7 protein-coding genes are annotated in these 7,039 nt (G+C 70.1%); 4 read left to right on the top strand and 3 right to left on the bottom strand.

The window, feature by feature from the left end; translation table 11 throughout:
• Positions 1–1,581 (bottom strand): DEAD/DEAH box helicase (locus NA4_RS26375; RefSeq protein WP_067475573.1); only part of this gene is annotated, 1,581 nt, incomplete at its 3' end.
• A 278-nt stretch (positions 1,582–1,859) separates the two neighbouring features.
• Between NA4_RS26375 and NA4_RS26370 the strand changes: the two genes are divergently transcribed.
• Positions 1,860–2,900 (top strand): YihY/virulence factor BrkB family protein, encoded by a 1,041-nt coding sequence (locus tag NA4_RS26370; protein WP_084497458.1) that lies wholly within the window; start codon positions 1,860–1,862, stop codon positions 2,898–2,900.
• Between the two features lie 9 nt (positions 2,901–2,909).
• Here the strand turns inward: NA4_RS26370 and NA4_RS26365 are convergent, their stop codons facing one another.
• Complete coding sequence (locus NA4_RS26365; protein ID WP_157129315.1) at positions 2,910–3,155, bottom strand: DUF3039 domain-containing protein; 246 nt, start codon at positions 3,153–3,155, stop codon at positions 2,910–2,912.
• A gap of 177 nt (positions 3,156–3,332) precedes the next feature.
• Between NA4_RS26365 and NA4_RS26360 the strand changes: the two genes are divergently transcribed.
• Positions 3,333–3,686: a DUF3099 domain-containing protein gene (locus NA4_RS26360; protein WP_067475579.1), complete on the top strand. Its 354-nt coding sequence runs from the start codon at positions 3,333–3,335 to the stop codon at positions 3,684–3,686.
• A gap of 189 nt (positions 3,687–3,875) precedes the next feature.
• Here NA4_RS26360 and NA4_RS26355 read toward each other — a convergent pair whose 3' ends face one another.
• A complete protein-coding gene (locus tag NA4_RS26355) occupies positions 3,876–5,168 on the bottom strand; it encodes an MFS transporter (protein WP_067475576.1) in 1,293 nt (430 codons plus the stop codon).
• A 188-nt stretch (positions 5,169–5,356) separates the two neighbouring features.
• Here NA4_RS26355 and NA4_RS26350 point away from each other — a divergent pair, with 188 nt between their 5' ends.
• Positions 5,357–6,097 carry a VOC family protein gene (locus NA4_RS26350; RefSeq protein WP_067475569.1) on the top strand — a complete coding sequence of 247 codons (741 nt, stop codon included), beginning with the start codon at positions 5,357–5,359 and terminating at the stop codon, positions 6,095–6,097.
• A gap of 645 nt (positions 6,098–6,742) precedes the next feature.
• Positions 6,743–7,039: DUF7059 domain-containing protein (locus NA4_RS26345; RefSeq protein WP_444980047.1), on the top strand; the 297-nt coding region annotated here is incomplete at its 3' end.

Raw genomic sequence — 7,039 nt, 5'->3', positions numbered from 1 at the left:
GAGCCGGTCGGCCGTGGCGACCCGTTCCGCCGCACTGGCCACCTGCGGACCCGGCTCCGGCGCGGGCGCGGGCGCGCCGCGCTCGGCGACCTGCCTGGCCTGCCGCTCGCGCAGCAGCGCGCGCATCTGCTCGGCGTCGAGCAACCCCGGGATGCCCAAGTAGTCCGCTTCCTCGTCGCTGCCGGCGAAGGTGGCGGTACCGAATGAGGAGCCGTCGTAGATCACCTGGTCGAGTTCGGCGTCGGCGGCCAGCGCGACGAACGACTTGTCCTTCTCGCCGGGCTCGTCCTTCTGCTCGGCGGCCTCGATCAGCAGGTCGTCGTCGAGTCCGTTCTGCTCCCGGTGCGGCTTGCCGATGACATGATCGCGCTGCAGCTCCAACTGGGCGGCCAGATCCAGCAGTACCGGCACCGAAGGCAGGAACACGGTCGCGGTCTCGCCGGGCTTGCGCGCACGCACGAAACGGCCGATCGCCTGGGCGAAGTACAGCGGCGTCGCGGCGCTGGTGGCGTACACACCCACGGACAAGCGCGGCACGTCCACACCTTCCGACACCATGCGCACCGCGACCATCCACGGCTGGGTGCTGTTGCTGAATTCCGCGATCCGGTCCGAGGAGGACGGGTCGTCGGAGAGCACCAGGGCCGGCTTCTCGCCCGAGATGTGTTCCAGCAGTTCGGCGTAATCGCGGGCACGCTCTTGATCGGTGGCGATCACCAGCCCGCCCGCGTCGGGCATGCCGGAAGAACGCTTCTGACGCAGCCGGATGTCGGCGGCGCGCAGCACGGCCGACATCCAGTCACCCGCAGGGTCGAGCGCGGTGCGCCACGCCCGGGCGGTCTGCTCGGCGTTGAGGGGCTCGCCGAGGCGCGCGGAGTACTCCTCCCCCGCGCTGTCACGCCAGTGGGCCTCGCCGGAATAGGCCAGGAAGACCACCGGCCGCACGACGCCGTCGGCGAGCGCCTCGGCGTAGCCGTAGGTGTGGTCGGAGCGGGACTTCGGGAAGCCGGACTCGTCGGGTTCGTAGACGACGAAGGGGATTTGACTGTCGTCGCTGCGGAACGGCGTACCGGTGAGCGCGAGGCGGCGGGTGGCGTCGCCGAAAGCCTCGGCCGTCGCCTCCCCCCAGCTCTTCGCGTCGCCCGCGTGGTGGATCTCGTCGAGAACGACGAGGGTCCTGCGGTTCTCGGTGCGTACACGGTGCCGGAACGGATGCGCGGCGACCTGCGCGTAGGTGACCACGACACCGTGGTAGTCCCCCGAGGTGCCTCCGGTCGAGTTGGAGAACCGCGAGTCCAATGCGATCCCGGCGCGGGCCGCGGACTGCGCCCACTGATGTTTGAGGTGTTCGGTGGGCGCGACGACGGTGATCTGGTCCACGGTGCGGTCGGCCAGCAGTTCCGCCGCGACGCGCAGCGCGAACGTGGTCTTTCCCGCCCCCGGTGTGGCCACCGCGAGGAAATCCCGCGGTTTGGTGGCCAGATACTTCGTCAGCGCACGCCGCTGCCAGGCACGGAGAGAGCCGCCGACGGCGGTGCTCGCTGTTTTCGAATCGCCCGGTGCTCCCGCTTCTCCCGCCACAGCGGTGCCACCCGACCCAGTCACGCAGACACCCTAGCGGCCCCGCACGGCGTGTCGCCAAACCGACGCGAAAGGCGCGACCGGCATCACACGGCCACCAGCCAGGACGCTGGAAGTTCACCCGCTGCGCACCGACACGTCGCACCCGGACCCCGATGCGGATCACGCAAGTGCGCGATGCTGTATGCACGATGACCGATCACCGCGCCCTCCCGGGCGAGCCGCCACGGACCGACGCACCGTCGGCCCGCACCGTAGCGGTGCGCACGCGGACTCGCATGGGCGCCAGAGTCGCGCACGCGAGCAGGCGCACGGTTGTGCTGGTCGCACGGGTCGCGGAGAAGGCATGGGCGGACTCGATCTTCGCCAAGTCGGCAGCGGCGGCGTTCTGGCAGACGCTCTCGCTGGCGCCGCTGTTGCTCGGCGTGCTCGGCAGCCTCGGTTACGTCGGCGGATGGTTCGGCCCGGACACCGTCCAGATCGTGGAATCCAAGATCATCGCGTTCAGCCAGGAGTTGTTCAGCGCGAGCGTGGTATCGGACCTCATCGAGCCGACGGTGCAAGACGTCCTCGGACGAGGCCGTGGCGCGGTGGTCTCGGTGGGTTTCGTGCTGTCGCTGTGGGCCGGGTCGTCGGCGATGGCGACCTTCGTCGACGCGATCGTCGAAGCCCATGACCAGCAGGACGCGCGGCACCCGGTGTGGCAGCGCATCTTCGCGCTGCTGCTGTACATGCTGTTCCTGGTGGCGGCGGTGCTCATCCTGCCCCTGGTGGCGCTGGGACCAGCGCTGATCGGGCGGGTGCTGCCCGCGGCGTGGCGGGCGACGGGACTTCAGCTGCTGGATTTCTTCTACTACCCCGGCGTCGGCCTGCTGCTGATCGTCGGGCTCACCACCCTGTACAAGCTGGCGCTGCACACCTCACTGCCGTGGCACCGCCTCTTCGGCGGCGCACTGGTGGCCGGGGTGTTCTTCATGGCGGCGAGTGAGGCGCTGCGGCGCTATCTGTCCTGGGTCACCAGAACCGGCGTCACCTATGGCGCGCTGGCGACACCGATCGCGTTCCTGCTGTTCACGTTCTTCCTCGGCTTCGCGGTGATCCTCGGCGCGGAGTTCAACGCGGCCGTGCAGGAGTTCTGGCCTGCCCGCGCGACGCGCATGGAGCAGGTCAAGGAGTGGATCGCCAACCAGGTGCGCGGCGAGAGCGGCGCGGAGGTGCCGAACGCGGACGACGCCGCGACCGCCCTGGACGACGCCGGACCCCGCCGCTCCCTGGCCGCGCTCGACCGGCGGGGAGTGTCGTCCTCGGCCCCGGAGTAGAGCCAGGTCTCAGTCGCCTTTGCGCAGGCCGTCGTAGACCTTCTTGCATTCCGGGCACACCGGAGAGCCGGGCTTGGCCGAGCGGGTCACCGGGAAGACCTCTCCGCACAGCGCGACCACGTGGGTGCCCATGACGGCGCTTTCGGCGATCTTGTCCTTCTTCACGTAGTGGAAGAACTTCGGGGTGTCGTCGCCCGTCGTCTCGTCGGTCGTCGTGTCCGGGCGAACCATGGTGTCGGTGCTCACGCATTCCATGATGCCGCATCGCCGGATCAGTGGCCGACCACGGCGGCGCATGCCGCCCCGATATCGAGAGCCGGGAGCCCGGTCTGTGCGTGGTGGGACCACTAGTGGGAGACTCGGGGTATGCAGCAGAACGGCGACTCTCCCTCCGCCGACGGCCGCGACCGCCAAGAGCACCCCGACGTGACGATGCCGACGCCGCCCCACGGTTCCTCCGGATACTTCCCGGGCAGCGACGGCAAGCACCCGGCGCTGATCACCGAGGCGGCCCCTTCGCTGGACGATCAGCACCGCGCGCGAGTGCGCCGGTACACGATCATCATGGCGTTCCGCATACCCTGCCTGGTCCTCGCCGCGATCGCCTACAGCGCGTTCGGCAATCCGCTGCTGTCCATCCTGATCATCGTGGCGTCCATTCCCCTGCCCTGGATCGCGGTGCTGATCGCCAACGACCGCCCACCGCGCCGCAAGGACGAGCCCAGCCGCTGGGATCGTCCCCGTACCGCCCTCGAGTCCCGTCCGCACAACGCCATCGACGGCTGAGCCGCGCCCGCTGGGCCTATCGCGGAGTTCTCACGCGCCGAGTTCCGGTCGCCCACGCTCTGGACGAGGACCGAATGCCGCCGCACCCCGGTGTACGCGATGCCCACCGCGTTCACGGCCCCGGCTGCGAGCGGCCGAGCATTTCCTTGGAACCGATCGCGCTAGAACGCTCTCCGAGCGGGCGGTGCGTCAGGACGGTTGCGGCGCGCGGCGCACCACCGCCGACATCACCGCGGCCACGCCGCACAGCCCGCCCGCGAGATACCAGGCCAGGTCGTAGCTGCCCTGGAGGTCACGGATGACGCCAGCGCCGGTCGCCGCCACCGCCGCGCCGATCTGGTGCGAGGCGAACACCCAGCCGAAGGCGATCGGGCCGTCGGCGCCGAACAGCTCCCGGCACAGCACGACCGTCGGCGGCACCGTGGCCACCCAGTCCAAGCCGTAGAAGACGATGAACACCCACAGGCTCGGCTGGGTGTCCGGGCCCAGCAGCGCGGGCAGGATCAGCAGCGACAAACCGCGGAGCGTGTAGTAACCGATCAGCAGGTAGCGCGGGTCGAGCCGGTCGGTCAGCCAGCCGGACGCGATGGTGCCCGCCACATCGAAGATGCCGACGAGCGCCAGCAGGCTCGCCGCGGCGGTCGGCGGCATGCCGTGATCATGCGCCGCGCTGACGAAATGCGTGCCGACCAGCCCGTTGGTCGACGCGCCGCAGACCGCGAAACCTCCTGCCAGCAACCAGAATCCGGGCCTGCGGGCGATCGTGCCGAGCACGGTCAGCGCACGCGAGGCGCCACCGGTCGCCGGCACGCGCATCCCAACGGGGCTGTCCGGCTCGGCCCCGTAGGCCCGCACGCCGACGTCGCTCGGGTAGTCGCGAATGAACAGCAGCACCAATGGCGCCACGGCCAGCGCCGCGCACGCGACGATCAGCGCGGGCAGCCGCCAGCCGTGCGCGTGCGCCAGCGCCGACACCAGCGGTAGGAAGATCAACTGCCCGGTCGCGCCCGCGGCGGTGAGCACGCCGGTGACCAGGCCGCGCCGGCGCACGAACCACCGGCCGGTGATGGTCGCCACGAACGGCATCGACATCGAGCCGACCCCGACACCGACCAGCAGGCCCCAGGTCAGGATCAGATGCCAGGGCTGGGTCATGAAGACCGTCAGCCCGCTGCCCGCCGCGACCAGCACCAGCGCCCAGGCCACCACGGTGCGGATACCGAAGCGATCCATCAGCGCCGCCGCGAACGGCGAGATCAAGCCGTACAACAGAAGATTCAGCGAAACGGCCGTGCCGATGGTGCCATGCGACCAGCCGAACTCCTCGTGCAGCGGGTCGAGCAACACACTGGGCACCGACCGGAAGGCGGCGGCGCCCAGCAGCGCGACGAAGCCGATACCCGCGACAAGCCATGCCGGGTGCAGGCGGGGCCGAGGCGAGGAGTCGAGCGGAACCGGGGTCGGCGTCTGCAGTTCGGTCACCCGCTGAGCCTGCCGGAAGGTTGCGTCCGCAACGAGTGGCTCGAATGCCACATACCGCTAAATTCGCGCCATTCGGCGAACGTCGCTATGTGCTCGACAACATGCGTGCCGGTCCCTAATGTCGCATCGAAGCCGTCGCCACGACGTGCCCACTTCGGTACGTAGCGGGAACAGACAGAGGAGTGAACATGATTCGGTGGATCTGGGTCTTCCTGGACCGCCCGACGCAGCGCTTCGACGACTGCGCGAAGTTCTGGTCCACGGTCACCGGCACCCAGCTCTCTGCGCGACGCGGCACCAACGACGAGTTCCTCACCCTCCTACCGGACCCGGCGCTGTTCGCCGCCGCGAGCGTCAAGATGCAAGCGGTGACCGGTCTCGGCGGGGTCCATCTCGACCTCGACGTCGACGACATCCCGTCCGCCGTCCGGACCGCGCTCGACCTGGGCGCCGAACTGGTCGCCAACCACCCCGGCTACGCCGTGCTGCGCTCCCCCGGCGGCCAGACGTTCTGCCTCACCCCGAGCGGCCGCGCCACGAGCACACCCGCACCGGCCGTACGGACACCCGACGGCACGCTGTCGCGCTTGGACCAGGTATGCCTCGACATCGGCCCCGCCGATCACGAGGTCGAGACCCGCTTCTGGACGTCGTTGACCGGCTGGACATTCCGGCCCGGGCGGCTGCCGGAGTTCGCCCGCCTGCGTGCGGAGGAGCAACTGCCCGCGCATCTGCTGCTGCAGCGTCTCGGCGAGGACCGTCCGACCAGCGCACACGTGGACCTGGCCGCGGAGGACATCGAGGCCACCGCGGCCTGGCACGAATCGCTCGGCGCGACGGTGGTGCGGCGGCACGAGCACTGGATCGTCCTGAACGATCCCAGCGACGCGCCGTACTGCGTCACCGCGCGCGACCCGAACGGCGTCTGAATCACCTTCCGGCACAACTCCTCCGTCCGCGGAAACCTTCCCTTGTGCGACACCGCCGACGCGCTGAGCGCACCCGCACCCCCCGGCCACATGAGTCGACCTGCGGGCCTGGCACGAAGCGCCCGGCGCGACGGTGGTGCGGCGGCATGAACACTGGATCGTCCTGAACGATCCCAGCGACGCGCCGTACTGCGTCACCACGCGCAACCCGAACGGCGTTTGAATCACCTTCCGGCACAACTCCTCCGTCCGCGGCAACCTTGCGACACCGCCGACACGCGCGGTGCACTCACATCCACCCGCCACGTGATCTACACCGGCCCAAGCGGTTTCTCTCGGATTGCCGAAGCCGCTCGACGATCGGCGGATGGTGCGCTGCAGTCGACCGCAGGGGTGCGAACTGTTGACCGCACGGGTCGCCACCGAACCGTCGACCGCACAGGCGCGCCGCCGAGCCATCGGCCACACAGGCTCGCACGAAACTGCCGACCACGCAGGTCACCGCGGAGGAATCGACCACAAAGACTCGCGGAGCTGTCGGCCGCGCGGGCCGGTGCAGTGGCGATCGCCGGGGCCGAGGTGCGAGGTGCCCCGACTCGAGACCACCTAGTCCGTACCAGACGGTCGCGGTGGCAGAGTACCGATGTGCCTACGAACCGACCGACCACCACCGGATCGCTGCTCACCGCGCTGTGCCCGGACCTGCGGACCGCCCTGACCAGGGTCGGCTACGACGCCGACAGCTTGCTCGAGGTACTCGGCGACGCGCACGCCGCACTCGGCCGCTCGGAGCCGGTTCCGGTGCGCAGGGCGGCGCGCGAGGCAGGCGAACTCGGCACGCTCATCCGCCTGCTGCTGCTCGGCGACGCGTTGCCCGAGCGGGAGGTCGCCGCCGCGCTCGCGCCGGTGGAGCTGGACCACGCCGTGGCCGCCGGACTGCTC

Source organism: Nocardia amamiensis NBRC 102102, assembly GCF_001612745.1.
Classification (GTDB): Bacteria; Actinomycetota; Actinomycetes; order Mycobacteriales; family Mycobacteriaceae; genus Nocardia; species Nocardia amamiensis.
Note: the sequence above shows the minus strand (reverse complement) of the source record. Positions and strands in the feature narration are given on the sequence as shown.